Origin of the sequence: Dyadobacter sp. UC 10, assembly GCF_008369915.1 — a bacterium.
Lineage (GTDB): Bacteria > Bacteroidota > Bacteroidia > Cytophagales > Spirosomataceae > Dyadobacter.
On sequence record NZ_VSRN01000001.1, the window covers coordinates 3981091 to 4000631 of the forward strand.

Below are 19541 nucleotides of genomic sequence, written 5' to 3' on the forward strand. Positions count from 1 at the left end.
TTACTTCCTCCTTCCTCCATCGTCCCCTTCCTCCTTTCCTCCATCGTCCCTTCCTCCATCCACCCTTTTCCTATTCCTTCAAGCCCTTAATATAAGCGATAGTCTGAGGGATCTGCTTTAAATAAGATGGACTCTCGTCTTCGATGAAATAGTGCTTTACGCCTACTTTTTTGGCGGCTTTTAATGCGGCGGCAATGTCGATGGAGCCTGTGCCTAATGCGACGTCATTTGTTGTCGGGGTACCTCCCGAGAGGTTGCCAACTACGCCCTTTTTCAGGTCTTTCAGGTGCATTAACTTCCAGCGGGTCGGGTATTTCAGCAGTAATGCAGCAGGGTCCTGGCCTGGGAATGCGGTCCACAGCAGGTCCATTTCAAAGTTTACGTATTCAGGATTGGTGTTTTTGACTAAATAATCAAACAATGTACCGTCTTCGTAAGGCTCGAATTCATAGCCGTGGTTATGGTAAGTCAGTTCGATACCGGCTTCTTTCAATGCTTTGCCAGCTTTGTTAAAATCAGCAGCTGCTTTTTTAACTGTTTCAAGATCAAATTTTCCAGTGTGAGGAATCCAGGCTACCATTACGTACCTGGCACCCAGGATTTTCGCGTCTTTGATCGTTTGCTCCGCGCTTTCTGCCAATTTTTTGTAATCGGCACCGATAGAAACCATTTTAATGCCACGCTTGTCAAGTTGCTTGCGCAATTCTTCGGTGGTCATCCCCTGGATTGGCCCGCCTTCCATTTCGGTGACACCCAGCGACTTGATCGTGTCTAACGTAGCTTCAATACCCTTTCCCCAGCTTCCGCGGAATGTATAAGCCTGCAATCCGATCGGATTTGTATACACCGGCTTGCTTTGCGCGATGCTTTGCTGGTAAGTCAATGTGGCCGCGAGCAGACACACAATTCTGATGATTTGCTTCATTTGTCGATTTATAGTTTAAAATTCTGTTTCCTGTCAAAAGCAAAATAGCTCGCTAAACCTACTTAGCTGCGCCTTCCGCCTAAAACCCATCCGCCTTAATCTGCTTTTCCGTAATATCTCCATATTTTTTCACCTGATCGCGTATCTCGCTGGCTTTTCCGATCAGCACGAATTGCAGCTTGTCTTTGGGAAAATAAGTGTCAATAATTTCTTTCGCCCTAGCGGTAGTCAGCCCGTCTACTTTGGATTGGAATGTATTGATATAGCTTTCGTCGAAATTATAAATATGCATATCCGTCAGCAGCCGCGCCAATGCCCCGGCCGATTCAAATGCAGGTGGAAAACTGCCTTTCACGTATGCTTTGGCCGATTTCAGGATTTCATCATTGATTCCGGTTTTGTGCAGACTGTCAAGCACCTGTAATGCCATATCGATCGCAGGTACTGTTGTGGAATTTTTTGTAAAAGTGCTGATAGAGAATGTTCCGGCATATTTATAGCGGATAAAAGCGCTTCTTGCACCATAAGTAAGTCCCGAATTGACGCGCAATGCATCATTCAGCCAGGATGTAAACCGCCCGCCCAGGATCGTATTGACGACCATCACAGGCACATAATCAGGTGAATTGAAATCAACTCCTTTGCCCCCGATTGAAAACGTAGTTTCCCTGGCATCAGGCTTGTCAACCAGCAGTAAGCGGCTTTTTTCAAAATCCAGGTCAGGCGCCACGCGTTTTACCATCCGGTAAGGCGCTGTTTTCCAGGTACCGAAAAGTGCAGTCACTTTTTTCTTCATATCCGCTGCTTTGAAATCTCCCACAATCGCAATGGCACCGCGGCCGGAAGTATAATTGCTTTCGTAAAATGCTTTCACGTCGGCGGCTGTCAGCTTTTCAATGGTCGAAGGTATTCCTTCTCCCGGGGTTGCATAGGGAAAGTTGTTGAACATGAATGCATTCATGTAACTCCCGATCACCGCGCGCGGACTTTCTTTTTGCCTCACCAGCTGCTGAATGGTACGCTGCTTGTGTTTGTCAAATTCAGTCTGATCAAAAACCGGGTGCATTAACACCTGCTGGATAATGTCAAACAGCTTTTCCTGATCTTTCACCGCAAACGAAGAAGTAATACCCGCCATATCTTTGCCCGCATAGGTGTTGATCGTCGCCCCCACGAAATCGGTCATTTCCTCGATTTGCGGTTTCGTGTACTTTTTGGTCCCAAAAAGCAGTGCATCTGCCGTCATGCTGGCCAATCCGAATCGGTCGCCATCGTTGATCGAGCCTGCATCGAATACCGCCGAAACGTTGATCAGCGGTACTTCATGCTGCTCCATCAGGTAAACGGTAAGTCCGTTTTTGAGCTTGAATTGCTCGAAAGCCGGCATTTTGAAAGTGTTTTGCGCCTGGGCCGACAGCGTGATCAGGGCCAGAAACACAAATAGTATCTTTTTCATATTTCAGAAGTTAGCAGTGAAAAGAGTTGAAGTGGCGGATTATTTTGATTTTTCTGGCAAAAGATACCCCACGGTCCGGTTACGATCCGTGAAATATTTGCCTGCAACCCGCTTGATATCCTCCACGGTCACTTTTTTATACAGTTCCGGTGCTTCGAACATTTTTTTATAATCTCCGAAAAACACGTCGTAACTACCGAGGCTATTTGCTTTTCCATTGATCGTTTCCAATGTCCGGTAAAATTCCATCAGCTTCTGATTTTTCACTTTTTGAAGTTCCTCTTCCTTTACGCCGTCTTTAATCACCCTATTGATCTGATTGTCAATCGCTTTTTCCAGATCCGGCGCAGTTACATGGGTGCCTGCGATGGCATAGATCACAAACAGGCTCGGGTCAAAACTTTGATCCGTGAAACTGGAAACATTGGTCGCCAGGGTGGAATCCATGACGAGCGATTTGGTTAGCCGGGACGAATTTCCGGAAGTCAGCAGACTGCTTAACAGGTCGAGCGCGTAATAATCCGCGTGCTTGGTCTCAGGCACGTGGTAGGCCATTAAAATATTTGGCGTGGCAATATCCTTGTAGGTAGTAACCCTTCTCTCGCCATTTTGCGGCGGTTCGATCGTTCTGATTTTCGGCGGCAACCCGCGTGCAGGAATCGGTGCCATGTATTGGTCTGCCATTTTCCTGACCTGTTCCAAAGTAATATCCCCGACTATTACTACCGTTGCATTGTTAGGTGAATAGTATGTCTTGAAATAGTTTTCCAGATCTTCCTGCGTCCAGCTCTTAATATCGGATTCAAACCCGATCACCGGAAACATATAAGGATGCTCCTGGAACGCAACGGACTGGACCAGCTCGCCCAGGAGCCGGTAATTGCTGTTTTCCAGCCCGGTACTGCGCTCGGAAAGCACCACGCCGCGCTCGCTTTCTACCATTTTTGGGTCGATTGACAAGTTCGCAATGCGGTCCGATTCCAGTTTGAAGATTGGTTCCAATGCATCTTTCTGAAACCAGTCGGTGTAAACAGTCACATTTTCGGTTGTGTATGCATTGTTGGAACCGCCGTTTGCTTCCATAAAACGGTCAAATTCTTTCGGTCCGAAATTCTTGGAACCATTGAACATCATGTGCTCGAAAAAGTGTGAAAGTCCGGTGATCCCGTGCACCTCGTTGCGCGAGCCTACTTTCCAGAAAATGTACATATTGGCATTGGGAATGGAATGGTCTTCGAGCACGAGAAACTTCATTCCGTTGTCTAATGCAAATGTTTTTACATCCTCCGGCTTAGTCTGGGCAAATGTGCAAGTCAGCCTTGCCATTATGACCAGGCACAGCAGAATAAATTTTAGCCTCATAAAAATGGGTGGTTAATGATTTCGTAATGATAATCAAAATTAAAAAGCACGCGTGGAAAAAATCTAAACGCTTATTTTTGGCGATTGAATAATCCTAAACCATCAGATTTTTATGAAAAATGCGCTCCGTGTCCTGCTCATTCTGGTAGGATTTGCTACCCTCGCCGGTTTTTCCAAGAAGTATTCCGAAATACTCAAAGACCAGCGTTTCAAGGTAATGACCTACAATATCCACCACGCCAATCCGCCTTCTGCCGGAAATAAGATTGATATTGAAGCAATAGCCAAAGTGATCAATGCGGAAAAACCTGATTTTGTCGCATTGCAGGAAGTGGATGTAAATACGGAAAGATCAGGAAAAGGAAAGAACCAGGCGCAGCAAATCGCCGCGCTGACAGGCATGAAATTCTATTTTTCCAAAGCGATTGACCACGGAGGAGGCGATTACGGTGTGGCTGTGTTGTCAAAATTCCCGATCACAGATTCAGTAAAGTATGTATTGCCGATCCACGCAGATATGAAGGAGGAGGACCGGACCGTGGCTGCGGTTACAGTTACATTGCCGAATAACCGGAAGGTAATCTTCGCCAGCACGCACTTGGGGTTGAAAGAACCTAACCGCGTATTGCAGGCCGAGACGATCATTGAAAAATTTGGTAAAATAGAATTGCCGATGATTTTGGCCGGAGATTTCAATGCCGTGCCAGACAGCAAAGTGATTGCCTATCTTGACAAGCATTTTAAAAGAACGTGTTCAGAATGCGGATTTACAATCCCGGTGGAAAAGCCGAACAAAACGATCGACTTCATTATGTTCAAATCCGACAAACTAAAAGCTTCGAATACCCGGGTGATCGACGAGAAATATGCTTCCGACCATTTGCCCGTCGTAGCAGATTTTATCCTGAAATAACTTCGTCCTTGATCCAGTTCACCCGCACAATGCGGCTGGAAACGTCATGCTCTTTGAAAAAGTGTTGCCAATGCAGCTGCCGCGAAGAAAGGTGATCGGTTGGGGATTTGATTTCGATAAATGCATAATCCGTTTCGTTCCAGACCAGCAGGTCGGGAAAACCGCGGGTATTTTCGCGCAGGTTCAATGCGATTTCCATCATCACTGCGCGGATTTTCTCAGGCGATAACAAGGAAGTAAGTGTCAGAACTTTGTGCAGCGCGCCGTCGTACCAGGGTACCAGCACATTGGTAATGCCGTATTTATCATTAAAAGTCTGGGTAACCAGTTCGTCGATAATCTCACGCGAACTGGCGGCTTCCAATCTCTCCTTCAATTGCGCTGATCTTTTGTAGTAAAAATCAGGTAAAAAGAAGTCGGACGGAATGCGTTGCAGCGGATTATGGATCGTCTGCACATTGGTATCATAAATAATATCCCAGAAAAGCAGCCCGAACAAGGCACGCCAGGGTTCATTTTCACTAAAAAAAGCCTCGTAGCCCAGCGCGCGGTAATATTCCAGCGCACCATATTCAACCTGGAACCGGAACGAGATCGGTACTTCGATCGCCTCGGCATCCTTCAAAGCCTGGGTAGTCCGCTTGACCAGCTTACGCTTTTTATTCTTAATCCTTTCCTGAAAATCCAGACTGAAATAGCGTTCATCTGCATTCTGCGGGTTTTCTGCGATCTCCTCGCACAGTGCCAGGGCCTCTTCGATCTCACCCAGATTGTTCAGCAGTCGCACACGCCGCTCGCGGGCCGGTGCATCGTTGGTAAGCTGGTAAATAACCAGTGCCTGAGAGAGCATTTTTTTGCGTTCCAGCCAGGCGCCTATTCTCAAAATCAGAGAATTGAAAGAAGGTAATGCTTTTGGCGCGAGCCCGGTGCCGTTTCCTGCGTACCAGTTCATAAACCAGTCGTAGATTTCCTCTGGCGGCAGCTCGTTTTTGATCACATCAAAAGTTTCTTTCATCAATGAAACCGTCAGAGTATCATCGACTTCCTTTCTGGTTTCAAACTGAATGGATAAAAACTGTTCATCGAAAGACTGAAACCGCACGTGGCCGAGGTCGCGGATCACAAATTCGGTCATATCGGCGTGCCGGTTCCCGAAAAACAGGAACTTCATCAGCATCACCTCCGCCTCGAAAGTTACCTTAACCACCGGCTCGGTTTCGGTAATGATTTCGCACAGCGTTTTGAAATCGTACTCGTGCATCAGCCAGCGGACCAGATCCGGCTTTTTAATGCTTTTGGCAGGCATGATATCCGGGCCCAGGATCTTGGTAAAAAGCAGGTGTTCCGGTTTGGTAAAAAGCTCCATGATCTCGCTGAAACGCGCTTCGTGCGAGTCGCAAAGTGATTCTATAAATCCATTTTCATGTAGCTCTTCGAGTACAGCGGGCAGGTCGGAAATCTCGGAATAGGAGAGGCTGTTAACCCGGAAAAAAGACTTGCTGCGGTTACTGAAACGGATAAAAAGGCATTGAGCATCCTCGGAAAGCCGGTCATACGTTTCCAGAAAACCCAGCTCTTTTTCCGTCAGAATATGGGAGTACCGCTTCCTTACAAATTCCAGCACATAGCTGAAATATTCATGGTAATATTTCGGTGGGAGGTCGGTTGGGAACCCGGTTGGAGACCCGGTTGGAGACCCGGTTTCTAACCTTGTATGAAGCCCGTTATTCTCTGCAATTTGATCCGAAGGCACGACTATCTAAGCGGGATTTTCTAATTCAATGGAAGTATAAAGTTACGGCAAGATTTCAAAAGATGAGTCTGAATTAAAATTTTGTTAAGTATGCCGGTTTTAGAAAAATTGAGTGCTAAAATTGGATTATACCTATTTTAAATCTTGTCATTTCTGATTAATATGGTATATAATTAAGAAATTGGATTACATTTGTTATCTATGGAAAACAATTTTTACTGCCCATGACTACATTAGATTCTTATGATTTCTCAGGGAAAAAGGCCCTGGTCCGCGTGGATTTTAACGTCCCCCTCAATGACAAATTTGAAATCACGGACGATACCCGTATCCGTGCTACAATTCCCACAATCAGTAAGATTCTCAACGACGGAGGTGCCGTTATTTTGATGTCGCACCTGGGCCGCCCCAAAGATGGGCCCACAGAAAAGTATTCTCTTAAACATTTGGTAAACCCGCTGTCACTGATACTTGGCAAAACTGTGAAGTTTGCTGACGATTGTATTGGTGAAAGCGCAACTGAACTGTCGGCCGCGTTGCAACCAGGAGAAGTGCTTCTGCTTGAAAACCTTCGTTTTTATAAAGAAGAAGAAAAAGGTAATGAAGAATTCGCTGAAAAGCTCTCAAAGCTAGGCGATGTTTGGGTAATGGACGCATTCGGAACTGCCCACCGTGCGCACGCTTCCACCGCCGTGATCGGCAAGTTTTTTAAAGATAAAGTTTGCGGTTACGTCATGCAGGCTGAGCTGGATAATGCAGAAAGGTTGCTGGAACATTCAGAAAGACCTTTTACCGCGATTATGGGCGGCGCGAAAATTTCTGATAAAATCCTGATCATCGAACGTCTGATAGACAAAGTGGATAATCTGATCATCGGCGGCGGAATGTCTTACACATTCTCAAAGGCGCAGGGCGGTAGCATCGGAAAGTCGCTTTTAGAAGCAGATAAGCAAGATTTGACACTTGAACTGGTTCAGAAAGCCAAGGATAAAGGTGTGAACCTGATCCTTCCTGTTGACTCGGTAATTGCTGATAAATTTGCAAATGATGCAGAGCGTAAAGTAGTACCGGCTGGCGAGATTCCAGACGATTGGGAAGGTCTGGATATTGGTCCTGAAACAGCCAAGATATTTGCGGAGATCATTAAAAACTCAAAAACCGTACTTTGGAATGGTCCAATGGGCGTTTTTGAATTCCCGAACTTTGCACAAGGTACCAATGCGATTGCAGAAGCAGTAGTAGCGGTAACAGAAGAAAACGATGCATTTTCCCTGATTGGCGGCGGCGATTCTGCTTCCGCGATTAATAATGCAGGTTATGGCGACCGTGTAAGCTACGTTTCTACGGGCGGCGGCGCTTTGCTTGAGTATATGGAGGGTAAGGTACTTCCGGGTGTGGCTGCATTGGAAGAATAATATCTCGATTTATAGTTTTGGTTTAAAAAAGAAATCCATCCCGCAAAGCGCGGGATGGATTTTCTACATAACAAACCTAACTAATTTATGAATACAGGCCCTTAGACCGGGATTCCTACCTAACTTCCGCCGTTAGCGCGTTTTTGCAGATCGTCAGATCCGGTATTTCGCTGGCGGGCACCTTTCACATTTTGATTGCCAAAATTGTAGGTGAATGTGAGCCTGAACTGGCGGCTCGGCCACTGTGATTTCACGAAGAAATCAATATCCTTATACACTGCTCTTCCGCGGAACCTGTTTGTCCAGAATATATCGTTGACGTTCAAACGAATTGTTCCTTTTTTATTCCAGATGTTCTTTTGCAATCCGGCATTTATCATTCCCATCGGTTTAGCCTGATACAGTCCGTAAAAAGCGCGGCTGTTGTACCAGCCCGAAATCTCGCCTGACCAGGTTTTTGAGATAGTAAACTGGTTGGCTGCATACATATTCCAGGATGCCTGCTTGATTTCCAGCTTCTCTTCCAGATATACTGAATTGTAATGGTTGTATACCCCTGTGAAATTTGTCTGCACATTCCACCATTTCGCGACCTTTATCGGAAAGGATATCGTAAGACTGACATTATCCTGGTTGTCAAGGTTGTCTGACGTTACAAAAGTTTTATTTTCCGAAGCAATTTGCTGTGGCAGTTCGTCGGCGATCATATCCTTGATCCGGCTGTAAGCGATCGTTGTATTCAGGAAATTTTTGTAAACGTGAACAAGCTGGAACGAGTTGGTATACTGTGGTTTAAGGTTTGGATTTCCTCTCTGGAAAGTATATGGATCGAGATAAAATTCGAACGGATTAAGTGACTGGTAATTTGGACGGTCGATCCGGCGGCTGTACGATAGGTTCAGCACATTGTTGGTATCGAGCTGGTTAGACAAAAACACGCTTGGGAAAAAGTTGATATAGTTTCTGTCGCGCTTCTGATTTAAAGTCACCGAATTACCTATCGAATGCGTGTGTTCACCGCGAAGACCCAGCTGGTATTTCAACTTTTTTGTAAGACTTCCATTGTAATTCACATAAGCCGCATTCACATTCTCCGTGTATTTGAAACGGTTGGAGCGGGTAGGGTCGAGTACCCAGTCGTCGGCTTTGGTTTCGAAAACCATATCATTATCGGAAGCCACAAAGCTGGATTTCAATCCGGTTTCAAATTTACCTTTCCAGAGCGGCTGTGCGTAATCCAGTTTCGCTACTGCGATATCGATGTCCGAAGGCATATTGTTGCGAACTGTTTCGGGGCTTCCGTCCTGCTGACCGCTGGGGAGATAATATTTGGTGTCGAGGTTACTGCTCTTTTTGCCTCCATACCGCACGTAATCTACATCAAATGTCAGCTCTTTGCCTTTGTCATTGAACTGGTGTTTGAGGTTGAGGTTAGTGCTGATATTGTTCATCTTGCCGCCATTGTAAACCTTGGTACGGAACGTGCGTTGCAAACTCAGGTCCTCGTTCAGAATTCGGGTATTGGTTTGTCCGAAAGGATTACTGAACTCATTGTAAAATCCGGAAACCAGCACCCCAACCGTGGTTTTGTCTGTTGCAAAATAATCGACTCCAGCACGCACGTTATAGTATTGTGACTTGTTTATACGCTCGGTGCGCTGGTCGAAAATCGTTACTTTGTCTTCAAAAGGAATGGTTCTGTAAATGTCGTTATTATTGAACCCTTTGTTTAAAAATGCGCCTCCGCTGATGAATGAGCTTACTTTTCCGGCTCTGTGGTTGACGGTCGCCGTCGCATTTCCTCTTCCGTAACGTGCCCACGCCCCTCCCAGATTGATATTTCCATTTGTTCCGTAATTCTTGTTGCGCTTCATTTTGATGTTGATGATCCCCGAGTTTCCAGCGGCATCGTATTTCGCCGAAGGGTTGGTGATCAGTTCAATCTTTTCAATATTGTCGCTGGGCGTATTGCGTAAAAGTGTGATGAGTTCCTGTTGGGATAAAAAGGTCTGTTTTCCGTCAATCTGCACGATCACGCCTTCTTTTCCCCGTAATTTTAATTGCTCATTTTGCTGGTCTACCGTCACGCCCGGAGCCCTTTCCAACACTTCAAGTGCAGTGGCACCGGCGGAAACAATGCTGTTTTCCACATTCACAACCGTGCGATCAATCTCCTGCTCGATAAATGGTTTTTTTGCCACAACAGTTACTTCATTCAGTGCCTGTGTTTCTGTTTTCAGATTGAAGACGGGCAGAGCGACCACATTGTTGTCTACCGTAAATATCCTGCTGTAATTCTTTTGGTAACCAACCATGGAAACAAGTGCCAGATATTTGCCGGTCGCGACCTGATCGAACAGGAACTTGCCATTTTCGTCGGCTGCCAGGCCCTTCACAAGTGTGGAGTCTTTGGCTTTCAGCAGCAACACATTCACAAATGGAAATGCCTGTGATTTTTCGTCAAGAATGGACCCGGAGACTTTTCCCTGGCCCGGAGCCGGTTCCGTGTTTTGGGCGAACGCAAAACTTCCAGTAAGCAGCAACGCTACAGTTAGGTTTAATAAAAACTTCATGGCTAATAAAATTATGTTCAATGTACAGGGGTGATAGATTCAGTACATTGCAAATGTAAGTACTTGGTATAACATAGAACCTTAGATTACACAAGTGGTTTTTATGTTATATGAGCGGATAATGTGTGCCTGCTTACCGGCTTATAGATACAAAAGGAGTAAACAATGTTGCATTGTGCTCGAAAAAAAGTTTGAGTGGCAAGATCGAGGAGACGAGCGACTCTAGTCGGTGCAGGTTTTTTGATTTCGGTCAATCTGTCTACCTTTACATTTTAGATAGCATATATATATGACTGAACAAATTCTGATTTTAGATTTTGGTTCACAGTATACTCAGTTAATCGCGCGACGTGTTCGTGAGCTAAATGTTTATTGTGAAATCCACCCATTCAACAATTACCCCGATCTAACTCCAAATATCAAAGGTGTCATTCTCTCCGGAAGCCCTTGTTCCGTTCGGGACGCAGATTCTCCAAGAATAGATCTTAACCAGTTTCGCAAAATTGTTCCGGTTTTAGGTGTTTGTTACGGCGCGCAAATGCTTGCGCAGGAACTTGGCGGCGATGTGAAGCCTTCGCAACACCGGGAATACGGTCGTGCCCGGCTCGAAATTGACGATAACGATTCTTCTTTGCTGGCCGGTTTGTCCGAATCTTCGCAGGTTTGGATGTCACACGGCGATACCATCGTCCGCGCACCTGAAAATTTCCATGTGATCGCTTCTACCGAATCGGTTAAAGTGGCCGCGTTTAAGATCGAAGACGAACTTACATACGGCATCCAGTTTCACCCGGAAGTAACACATACTACGGAAGGTAAGAAGCTGATGTACAATTTTGTAACCAAAATTTGCGGCTGCAAACAGGACTGGACCTCGGAGTCTTTTGTGGAACAGACTGTAAGCCAGCTCCGTAAAAAGCTTGGCAATGATAAAGTTGTTATGGCGCTTTCGGGTGGGGTTGACTCCACCGTTGCGGCCACGCTTGTACACCAGGCAATCGGTGCAAATTTGTATTGTATTTTCGTTGATAACGGGTTGCTAAGAAAAGACGAGTTCGCCGAAGTACTGCACTCTTATCAGGATATGGGGTTGAATATCAAAGGTGTAGACTCGAAATCGCACTTTTATCAATCGCTTTCAGGTTTATCGGAGCCCGAATCCAAACGAAAGGCGATCGGAAAATCGTTTATTGATATTTTCGATCAGGAAGCACATTTGATCGAGGATGTGAAGTGGTTGGGCCAGGGTACCATTTATCCCGACGTCATCGAATCGGTTTCTATCAAAGGCCCTTCGGCGACTATCAAATCGCACCACAATGTGGGCGGACTACCTGATTTTATGAAATTGAAGGTGGTTGAGCCGCTGAATACTTTGTTCAAAGACGAAGTGAGGGCAGTGGGCCGTACATTAGGTATTGATGAAAAAATTCTTGGCCGTCACCCGTTCCCGGGCCCTGGGCTTGCAATCCGTATTCTCGGAGAGATTACACCTGAAAAAGTGGCAATACTTCAGGAAGTCGACGCTATTTTTATCGGAGGACTTCGGAAGTGGGATCTTTACAAGGATGTTTGGCAGGCCGGCGCGATGCTTCTGCCTGTGCAAAGTGTAGGTGTAATGGGGGATGAAAGAACCTACGAAAGCGTAGTCGCACTTCGCGCAGTAACTTCGATCGACGGTATGACCGCTGATTGGGCACATTTACCTTACGAATTCCTTGCGGAGGTTTCGAATGATATTATTAATCGTGTAAAAGGAGTTAACCGGGTCGTCTATGATATTTCGTCAAAGCCGCCGGCTACTATTGAATGGGAATAGCTTATAAATAAGAAAAGCGGTCTAAAACCGCTTTTCTTATTTTGTTATGTCAAATCATATTCTCAAACCGGCGTCAGGATCGCCCGACTCCGCGGCTTAATAAGCTTAATACAAAAAGTACAAGGAATACGAAGAAGAGAATTTTAGCAATTCCGGCAGCACCTGCAGCTATTCCGCCGAATCCAAGAATACCGGCTATAATAGCAACGATCAGAAATATTACGGTCCATCTAAGCATAATTGACAAAGTGTTAAGTTTTAAATAACTTTTATACTCAGCTAATTACCAATTATGTGCCAAAAGCCAGTAAGCCGAAAATTGCCTTCAGGCAGCTGTATCTTGCTTTTTGAATTTCATTTTTGCTATTTTTTGGGGAGAATCATGCCCAATAAAGGTGAAAAAATGGCCTTGTTTCCTGCTGCTCACTCAATATAAGGCCGGATTATTTGTTTTACATCTGGTTTAGGGGTTACGGTTGAAAATTCTCCTTGATCTCACAAATCCTTTATTTTGCATCATAACTATTATCACAGACCTAATGAAATTTAATGTATTGCTGCTGCTTTCAATAGCTGTTATTTCGAAGGTTTCAGCACAAAGCGACCGTTGGCAACAGCGCGTCAAATATCAGATGGAAATTGATTTTGACGCCGCCAAACACCAGTACAAGGGAACTCAAAAGCTTACATACAGCAACAATTCACCGGATACCCTCCACAAGGTTTTTTATCATCTGTATCTCAATGCATTTCAGCCGGGAAGCCAGATGGATGTCCGTTCCCGGACAATTGCCGACCCCGATGCGCGCGTGAAGGACAGGATCTCCAAATTATCGCCGACCGAAATCGGTTATGAAAAGGTGCTTTCGTTAAAACACAATGGTAAGGCTGTTAAATACGAAGTCGTAGGGACGATTCTTGAAGTTACTTTGACGGAAAAAATTCTTCCTAAAACACAGCACACATTTGAAATGGAATTCGAAGCGCAGGTACCTGTCCAGATCCGCCGTACAGGCCGTAATAACAAGGAGGGAATCGACTATTCGATGGCGCAATGGTATCCCAAAATGTCTGAATATGATTACGAAGGCTGGCATGCCAATCCTTACATTGCCAGGGAATTTTATGGTATTTGGGGTGATTTCGATGTGAAGATCAAAATGGATGCGGCCTATACGATTGCCGCGACGGGTTATTTGCAAAATCCGGACAAAATCGGACACGGATATACAGAAAAAGTAGTAAACCATAAGTCCGGCGAAAAGCTGACCTGGCATTTCATAGCACCCGAAGTCCACGATTTTATGTGGGCAGCGGACCGAAATTACAAGCATGATGTGGTGAAACTGGACGAAAATCTGGATCTCCACTTTTTTTATCAGCCTGAAAATGATAGCATCATTAGGAACTGGAAAGATATGCAGCCGATGGCCGTGCGTTGTTTTCAGATTATGAATGAGAAATTTGGCAGGTATCCTTACAAGCAATATTCAGTGATCCAGGGCGGGGACGGTGGAATGGAATATCCGATGGGTACTTTAATCCTGGGTCGCCAGCGCCTGTCGGGGCTGGTGGGAGTAACTGTTCATGAATCTATCCACAGCTGGTTCCAAATGATTTTGGGTACCAATGAATCGAAATATGCTTGGATGGATGAAGGTTTCACGACCTACGCCGAAAACCTCGTGATGGCGGATCTTTTTCCTTCAAAAAACGACGCGCAGCGGGCTAGCACTGCCAGCTACCGCAGTTTGGCGAAATCCGGCCTGGAAGAACCTTTGACTACACATTCCGATCACTATAATAGCAACCGCGCGTATTCTGTGGGGGCCTATTCCAAAGGGGCCGTTTTCCTGAACCAGCTGGGTTACATTATCGGACAGGATAAGCTGGCGAGCGGTATGAAACGTTATTTCAACGAATGGAAATTCAAACACCCCAATCCCAACGACCTGAAACGGATCATGGAAAAAGAGTCGGGGCTCGAACTGGACTGGTACCTGGAAGATTTTGTCGGTACTACCAAAACCATCGACTATGGAATCAAGGAAGTGGTTTCGAATGGGGCGAAAACTGATGTGGTGATCGAACGGATCGGCCAAATGCCAATGCCGCTGGACGTAGTGGCGGTTTACAAAGATGGTACCCAGGAACACTTTTACATTCCGCTGGAAATCATGCGGGGCGAGAAAATGGAGAAATTGTATTCGAAAACTACGTTACTGACAGACTGGGGCTGGACTTATCCCGAGTATAACTTTTCTATCGATCGAAACCTTGGAGACATTTCACTGATCGTGATCGACCCGAGCCAGAGAATGGCGGACATTAATCCCGATAATAATATCTACCCTTCGCTACCTACCGGATCTCCGCGTTTCAAAGGAGGCCCGGCCAAATAAATTAGCGGCCAAACCGGATGGACGTACCGAACCGCCAGCCCATTCCCTGGAATTTGCTGCCGTGAAACTGGGCTACGGCTTCCAGGCGGAGGATCCGGAGAATATCATCAATACCGTAAACGACCTCTGTATAGTTGCGGATCGTCGGCACTTTCAGATAATGCAGTTGCAGCGTCTCGGAAATGCCGGTGGTCCGCAACGCTTCTATCCGGGTAATGACAAATCGCTGTGTCGAAAAGGTCGCATGCGCCTGCAAGAATCGGGAAGCAGTACTATAAGTATAATAAGGCAGCATTCTGAATTGATCGGGCGGATAAGCGTATTGGAAGAAAAATTCATTGCCCATGAAATGCCGGAAATCAGGGAAGTACATTTGATTTTTACTCAGAAATCCACCTCCATTCACGAAGTATTCCAGATTACTTCTTGGACCCAGGTTCAGATTCTGACGAATTGTGCCTTGCAATAAGGAGTAATCAACATCTCCGGCAAATGCGAGTCCATTTTTGTAATTAACTATAAAAGACGGTCCGCGGCTGCGCAGGTAACGTTTTTCCCCATTTTTAATCAGAAATCTACGCCATGGACGAATCGTTGCAGTGAGGTCAAGGACAGTCGCATTATGCTCAGGGAAGCCGGTATTGCGCAGTTCTTTATTGATGGGCCGGTTTGGGGTATAGCTGTATTTGTCCCAGGAAAAGATCGGTTTTGCATTTTCAAGATTAAACAGTTCTTTTCTGTGTTCGAATTCCAGACCTGCATTGAGCGTAAAAACGTCTGCGATATTGCGCAGCGTAAACTCGATTTTACCAAACTGTTTCTGGTATAGTTTCATGAAATTCCGGTCGAAAAAGCGCGCGGCCATACTGTTGGGCAGCGGCGGGACCGGATTGTTGTTATTGATCTGACTCGCCATTTCCCCGCCCGACAAAGACAGGTTCCATTTGTTATTGCCCACATTCGTTTCCAGGTTTCCATAAAGCCTTTTGCGCCCAAGCGAATAGCGGATCAGAGGCCGTGCGCTGACGAAATACGACTTACCCCAACGTTTTGTCCATTCCGTGATCAGGTTGACCGAATTGCCTTCAACCGTATTATAACTGATCGCCCAGATTGGACTTTTGAAATAAAACGTATTTCGGTTTCCAAGGGAATAAGTATTGCCGGTTATCAGGTGCGTGGGTTTGAAATACAGCGAATCGGGCCGCTTTTTTTCATTCTTCAAATCTTTTACAACTTTAATGCTGTCCTGTATGCGATAGCTCGTCACTTCTGATTTCGTCAAAGGAACTGGTCGTAATGTCTGCCAGTAGGTCGTATCGCGTTTGTTGGCCATAGAATCTATGACGATTGAATCCGAGCGTACCAGCCTGCTATCGCTTATCCCCGCATTATTTTGCTTTTTTTGCTCCTTTTCATATTTCCTTGTGAGTTTCCGGAAGTTTTTGGTTGAAAATTCCTTCTGCTCTTTGATTAGATTGTCCAGATTTTGAGTCTGTTTGGTTGCAGCAGTTTCGGGTGCTTTTTTGTGATCATTGATGACAATATCTTCCTTCAAACCGGGATCAACATCCAGCTTTTGATAAGATAACGAGACAAGGTATTTGAACTCACCCGAAAAACCCAGGTAGCTCCCGTCTAGTCTGAATTGCTGGTTGACCGGTATCCAGACATTTTGGATCGGACTGAAAATTTGCTTTGCAGAGATATTGAGGCCGCGTGTTGTAGTTTGCAAATTATAGCTATGGATTGCCCAGCGGTCTTCCAGAATAAACAAGCTGCCCTTAAATACGCCTTCCCCATAAGCTTTCGGGATAACCCGGATCTTGTTCACCATTTGCCCCTGATCCTCGAAATAACCCTCATATTCAAAGCGATAATAGGAAAATGCTTTGGGTGAAAGTGGCGAAATCGTGCCTGCAATTTCGGGGCTGTACAGGCTGGCGAGAATGTAGTCGTTCGGAGAAGGAATGCTGTTGTCCAGGCTATTTCTGGTAGAAAGAATGCGCTGACTGTAACTGTTCGGCCGGCGGTACTTTATTTCGGCAACACTCTCATTAATAAACGCTTTCCCTTCCTGAATACCTTCTTTTTTTAATCTTTTTTCGAGCAGGTACGGGATTTTTGTAGGCAATGCAGTGCTTCTCGAATAAACCTTGGCTGTGTAACCTCTCACCTGAAGCTGGTGAAATCTGGCCTTGGCGATCGCACGGCGCATAATGCTGTATGCCGGATCTTCTTTGGATTTGCCTACAACCGCTTCGTTTAGATTCAGCGCCTGCTCTTCCATTGTAATATTCAGCTCCACAAAATCAGCACCGACCGTCACATTTTTCGAAACAGTTTTGAAACCTAAAAATTGGAAAATAATTTCGTAAGATCCTGGTTCCAGGGCGAATTCGTATTCGCCTTCTTCATTGGCCATGGTTCCATTGCTTGTGCCTTTTACGGCAATGCCGGCGTAGGAAAGCGCCTCTCCTTGTGCCGTAGAGATACGGCCTTTTAATCCGCCCGCGATTAACTGCGACTGTAAGCCAACAAGAATGATGAGAAGCGACGCGAAGCGCATAGAGGAAATTGTCGTTTTTTGCAATAAGCACAAATTAGATGAAATTTCTAATTCGCGCTTTTGCTGACATCACTCTATAACCGTACCAGCTTATGGGTCTGATCCTCTGATTTATATGGGATTATTAATTCATCCATTTTTCGTACCACATTTGGAACATTAGCAGATACCATATCTTAAGTGCATATTCCTTCTTTCCCGAAAGGAAACCTTCTCTCAATTTCCGGACGACATTCGGATTGAAAATACCCTGTTTAGCTATTTCCTCATCACTCAAATAATACAATACCTGTTTTTTCAAGTCAGTGGCTAACCAATTTTCAATAGGAATTTGGAATCCCATCTTGGGACGGTCCATCAACTCTTTTGGAACATATTTATGAACAATTTCTTTTAAAATATACTTCTTCTCCCCGTTGTGATATTTGTATTTGTCAGGTAACTGAGCAGCCCACTCGATGATGCGGTGGTCTGTAAAGGGCTCCCGGCTCTCCAGGCTGTAAGCCATAGATGCCCTGTCTACCTTTTGCAGCACGTCATCAGACAGGAACGTCTGATAATCTATAGCCATCATGTGTGCAAGGGGCGTGTAGAATTCCTGAAAGAGTCCATTATTCAGATAAGCTGTTTCGAGCGATTTGATGTTTTTGTAAAACAATACACTGATTTCATTTTCATCAAATTGCTGACTGAGACTTAACATGACATTCTTTGCTGACGGATCTTTGAGCAAAGATTTGAATTTCTCATACCGATTATGAAAATTGTATCTATTTCTCATAACAGGGATGTGGTCAGCAGAAATAACATTCATCATTCCGGAAATCCCTCTTCTTACAAGAGGCGGAATGCGATTAAGCGTACTGCCGTGCTTCATCATAAATCCGTACCTACTGTAACCTGCGAAAACCTCGTCTCCTGCATCTGCACTCAAAGCTACCGTTACTTCTTCCGAGGCCATTTTACACAAAAGCATGGTAGGAATGGCGCTCTGATCACCAAAAGGCTCGTCATAGTAATAAGGCAAATCGGAAATTAATTCCAGGGCATCCTTTCGGGTACAGTTATATTCATAATGCTCTGTGCCGAGATAGTTGGAAATGCTTTTGGCATACTCTGACTCATTGAGGCCAATATCTGGTACGGCAATGGTAAACGTCTTTAGCTTTTCGACGCGATCTTCTTGCAAGATTGCGGTGACGCATGAGCTATCATAACCGCCACTCAAAAATACGCCTACCGGGACATCAGATACCATTCGGTACTGAAACGCAGATTTTAATACGCTTTTTGTTTCCGTCTCAGCCTCCTGAAAGGAAATGTCTAATTTGGGTTTGTTATAAGTATGATAAACATCCCAATATTTCTTAATCTCGAACGCTCTGTTATTGATATCGAATTTTATAAAATGTCCTGGTTGTAGTTTGTAGGTATAGTCGAAGATGCAATAAGGAGTTGGTACGTTTCCGTGTTGCATAAATGCCGCCACTGCATCGAAGTTGATCGCTTTTTTAAATTTCGGATGCTTGTGAAACGCTTTTAATTCGGACGCGAATAAGAAGAGACCGTCATGCCAGTAATAAAAAAATGGTTTGATACCAACCCTGTCTCTTACGAAGTGTATCGTTTCGGTTTTTTGATCGTATATCGCGAAGGCGAACATGCCAATGAATCTGTTGACGCAGGCGATTCCCCACTGAGCAAAAGCGTGCAATATCACCTCAGTGTCAGAACTGCCGATAAAGCTGTGGCCATCAGAAATCAGTTCCTTTCTTATATTCTCGTAATTATAGATCTCACCGTTAAATGTAATCCAAAGGTGGCCAAATTGCATGGGCTGGCTGCCGGACTCAGATAGATCTATGATGGAAAGTCGCTGGTGGCCGAACCCTATTTTCGCCGCATTTGACTCGAACGTATTACATCCCGATGCATTTGGCCCTCTGTGGCGCATTTCCATCGTTATGTTAGCTAAGATTTCTTGGGTTGATTCTCTGTTATAATCTATGAATCCTGCAATGCCGCACATGTGATCGATTAGTGTGATTGTTAGAAGGGCTGTTCCGTGTTAGGGCGATTGATCAGCAGGATTAAATACTTCTAATCATTTCATCGCAAAAGTTGGGATGAGTGGGTTTGATTATCAGCACACGCTATCAGTCGTGACACCAGCATGGAATTTTCGGTGCAATCTATCATACACAGATGTGATACTTGGCAGAAGAAGAGGTGTGGATTATCCACAGGTACGTGAATTATTAAAAGGTAAAATGATTGTAAAATCCGGTAGTCAGGGCACAAAAAAAGCAGCCTCTGTCGAAGCTGCTTTATAACCGTATCAATTAATGATTTTG

General features: G+C 45.1%; 12 protein-coding genes. 4 read left to right on the forward strand and 8 right to left on the reverse strand.

Annotated features, from left to right (window positions below):
- Positions 1 to 70: 70 nt before the first annotated feature.
- From FXO21_RS16565 to FXO21_RS16575, 3 genes are all read right to left on the reverse strand, one after another.
- Positions 71 to 925, reverse strand: coding sequence for a sugar phosphate isomerase/epimerase family protein (locus tag FXO21_RS16565; protein WP_149641118.1), 855 nt, complete (start codon positions 923 to 925; stop codon positions 71 to 73).
- A gap of 79 nt (positions 926 to 1004) precedes the next feature.
- On the reverse strand, positions 1005 to 2381 hold the full coding sequence (locus tag FXO21_RS16570; protein ID WP_149641119.1) for a M16 family metallopeptidase: 1377 nt from the start codon (positions 2379 to 2381) through the stop codon (positions 1005 to 1007).
- Between the two features lie 39 nt (positions 2382 to 2420).
- Positions 2421 to 3743 carry a M16 family metallopeptidase gene (locus tag FXO21_RS16575; RefSeq protein ID WP_149641120.1) on the reverse strand — a complete coding sequence of 441 codons (1323 nt, stop codon included), beginning with the start codon at positions 3741 to 3743 and terminating at the stop codon, positions 2421 to 2423.
- 112 nt (positions 3744 to 3855) lie between these two features.
- On the opposite strand from FXO21_RS16575, the gene FXO21_RS16580 reads away from it, so the two are divergent.
- Complete coding sequence (locus FXO21_RS16580; protein ID WP_149641121.1) at positions 3856 to 4656, forward strand: endonuclease/exonuclease/phosphatase family protein; 801 nt, start codon at positions 3856 to 3858, stop codon at positions 4654 to 4656.
- Here the strand turns inward: FXO21_RS16580 and FXO21_RS16585 are convergent.
- A complete protein-coding gene (locus FXO21_RS16585) occupies positions 4643 to 6409 on the reverse strand; it encodes a VRR-NUC domain-containing protein (protein ID WP_225865717.1) in 1767 nt (588 codons plus the stop codon). The two genes, FXO21_RS16580 and FXO21_RS16585, sit on opposite strands and share 14 nt — an antisense overlap.
- A 224-nt stretch (positions 6410 to 6633) precedes the next feature.
- Between FXO21_RS16585 and FXO21_RS16590 the strand changes: the two genes are divergently transcribed.
- Positions 6634 to 7824, forward strand: coding sequence for a phosphoglycerate kinase (locus FXO21_RS16590; RefSeq protein WP_149641122.1), 1191 nt, complete (start codon positions 6634 to 6636; stop codon positions 7822 to 7824).
- 119 nt (positions 7825 to 7943) lie between these two features.
- On the opposite strand, the gene FXO21_RS16595 is transcribed toward FXO21_RS16590, so the two are convergent.
- Positions 7944 to 10397 carry a TonB-dependent receptor domain-containing protein gene (locus tag FXO21_RS16595; protein ID WP_149641123.1) on the reverse strand — a complete coding sequence of 818 codons (2454 nt, stop codon included), beginning with the start codon at positions 10395 to 10397 and terminating at the stop codon, positions 7944 to 7946.
- Positions 10398 to 10686: 289 nt separating this feature from the next.
- Between FXO21_RS16595 and guaA the strand changes: the two genes are divergently transcribed.
- A complete protein-coding gene (gene guaA, locus FXO21_RS16600) occupies positions 10687 to 12216 on the forward strand; it encodes a glutamine-hydrolyzing GMP synthase (protein WP_149641124.1) in 1530 nt (509 codons plus the stop codon).
- Between the two features lie 73 nt (positions 12217 to 12289).
- Here guaA and FXO21_RS16605 read toward each other — a convergent pair whose 3' ends face one another.
- Complete coding sequence (locus FXO21_RS16605) at positions 12290 to 12454, reverse strand: DUF1328 family protein (RefSeq protein ID WP_149641125.1); 165 nt, start codon at positions 12452 to 12454, stop codon at positions 12290 to 12292.
- A 301-nt stretch (positions 12455 to 12755) separates the two neighbouring features.
- Between FXO21_RS16605 and FXO21_RS16610 the strand changes: the two genes are divergently transcribed.
- Entirely contained in the window at positions 12756 to 14618 is a 1863-nt protein-coding gene (locus FXO21_RS16610) for a M1 family metallopeptidase (RefSeq protein WP_149641126.1), read from the forward strand.
- Position 14619: 1 nt separating this feature from the next.
- Here the strand turns inward: FXO21_RS16610 and FXO21_RS16615 are convergent, their stop codons facing one another.
- Together FXO21_RS16615 and asnB are read right to left on the reverse strand one after the other, a co-directional pair.
- On the reverse strand, positions 14620 to 17187 hold the full coding sequence (locus FXO21_RS16615; protein WP_149641127.1) for a DUF5686 and carboxypeptidase regulatory-like domain-containing protein: 2568 nt from the start codon (positions 17185 to 17187) through the stop codon (positions 14620 to 14622).
- Between the two features lie 124 nt (positions 17188 to 17311).
- Positions 17312 to 19216 (reverse strand): asparagine synthase (glutamine-hydrolyzing), encoded by a 1905-nt coding sequence (gene asnB / locus FXO21_RS16620; protein WP_149641128.1) that lies wholly within the window; start codon positions 19214 to 19216, stop codon positions 17312 to 17314.
- Positions 19217 to 19541: the final 325 nt, after the last annotated feature.